The 1,180-nt window shown below is 62.9% G+C and carries 2 protein-coding genes; one reads left to right on the forward strand and one right to left on the reverse strand.

All coding sequences use genetic code 11. The annotated features are described in order from the left end of the window. Positions 1–80: 80 nt before the first annotated feature. Positions 81–386 carry a hypothetical protein gene (locus ABZV91_RS32505; protein WP_355249537.1) on the reverse strand — a complete coding sequence of 102 codons (306 nt, stop codon included), beginning with the start codon at positions 384–386 and terminating at the stop codon, positions 81–83. A gap of 406 nt (positions 387–792) precedes the next feature. Between ABZV91_RS32505 and ABZV91_RS32510 the strand changes: the two genes are divergently transcribed. After that, the gene (locus ABZV91_RS32510; protein ID WP_355249538.1) at positions 793–1,110 is read left to right on the forward strand and encodes a hypothetical protein; all 318 of its coding nucleotides are present in this window, start codon (positions 793–795) and stop codon (positions 1,108–1,110) included. Positions 1,111–1,180: the final 70 nt, after the last annotated feature.

The raw sequence follows: 1,180 nt of genomic DNA on the forward strand, positions 1-1,180 counted from the left end.
GTCTCGGTGTTGTGGGCGTTGCTTCGCGACGATCGGGTATTCACCCCCGCTCCGCCGGTCGCGCTCACGGCTTGACAACTTCATTGAGACTCCTGGTTCAAGATCTCCCGTGTAGAGGCGACCGGTTCCAGCGTATCCACGGATTCCGGTGGAGAGACGAGGACCCGGAACGGCAGTTTCCAGACCCGGCCGGCGACACGTTGTGACGACGAACGCGGGTACGGTACACCTCCGGCCATCCAGCGGCGCAGCTGCCGTTCCGACAGTGTGGCGTTCTCTTTCAGCTCGACTGCGATCTCGTTGTAGTGCGTGCACCACTCCGGCACGCTCTTATCGCTGGTGCGAATAAGTTGTTCGAGCACGGTCCTCGGTGCCGCGTTCTCCATTTTCCACCTCGCCTGCGGTTGATTCCACGCTATCTCCGACAGGGACGTTCAACGGCAGAAGATGGGCAATGTCCGGGAAAAGTCCGGGAAAAGTCATGGCGCGGACATTGCTACGACAGGGGCCCACGCGTGAGCCTTGTCATAGCAGCACCCGGCGACGGGTCGACAGCCGAATCCCGAAGCCGGACAGCCGCGTCCCCTCGACGGCACTGGATTTCGCGCATTCGGCATAGTCCCCGTCGCCGGGGCTGCCCAAACCAACTGGCAGGGAGAAGGTCCAGCCGTGACCGACCAGCATGATCCGCCGACCACCAGCCGCGACACACACTCATTCCCGGCACTCCGCGGCGACACCCTCCGGTCGCGTTGCGCCCACTATTGCGGCGAGTGCGGGATTCCAGCGATCGTGAAACCGAGACTCGGCCAGATCATTATGACGGCCAGTAGCAGGCTCACCTCGGTCACCATGCCGGCCGAACTCGGCGCCCGGGTACGTCGCCGTCTTCAGCAGGACGGCACGCCGATCGGACCGATCGCACTGCTCACGCGCTCGATCCGGTGGTCGTTCCTTGTACAGCCCGACATCGTGCTCGATACCAGCACCCACGCCGCGCTCTTCCGGCTCTACGTCTCGGTCACCAAACCCGGCACAACGATCGTGTTGCCCGCCCCGACAGACACCCATCTGCGCAGCTGGTTGCACTTAGAGATCAGTTCAGAATGAGTTTTGGTGACAGCTTGCGCTGCCCCGCAGCGTGTTTGACAATCCCAGCGTGGGTGACGAGGTAGTGACC

The sequence above is a fragment of the Nocardia sp. NPDC004568 genome, assembly GCF_040609955.1.
Taxonomy (GTDB): domain Bacteria; phylum Actinomycetota; class Actinomycetes; order Mycobacteriales; family Mycobacteriaceae; genus Nocardia.

Bases quoted from the DNA above. Each gene is read 5' to 3' on its own strand.
- ABZV91_RS32505 (WP_355249537.1), bottom strand. From the start codon at position 386: ATGGAGAACGCGGCACCGAGGACCGTGCTCGAACAACTTATTCGCACC.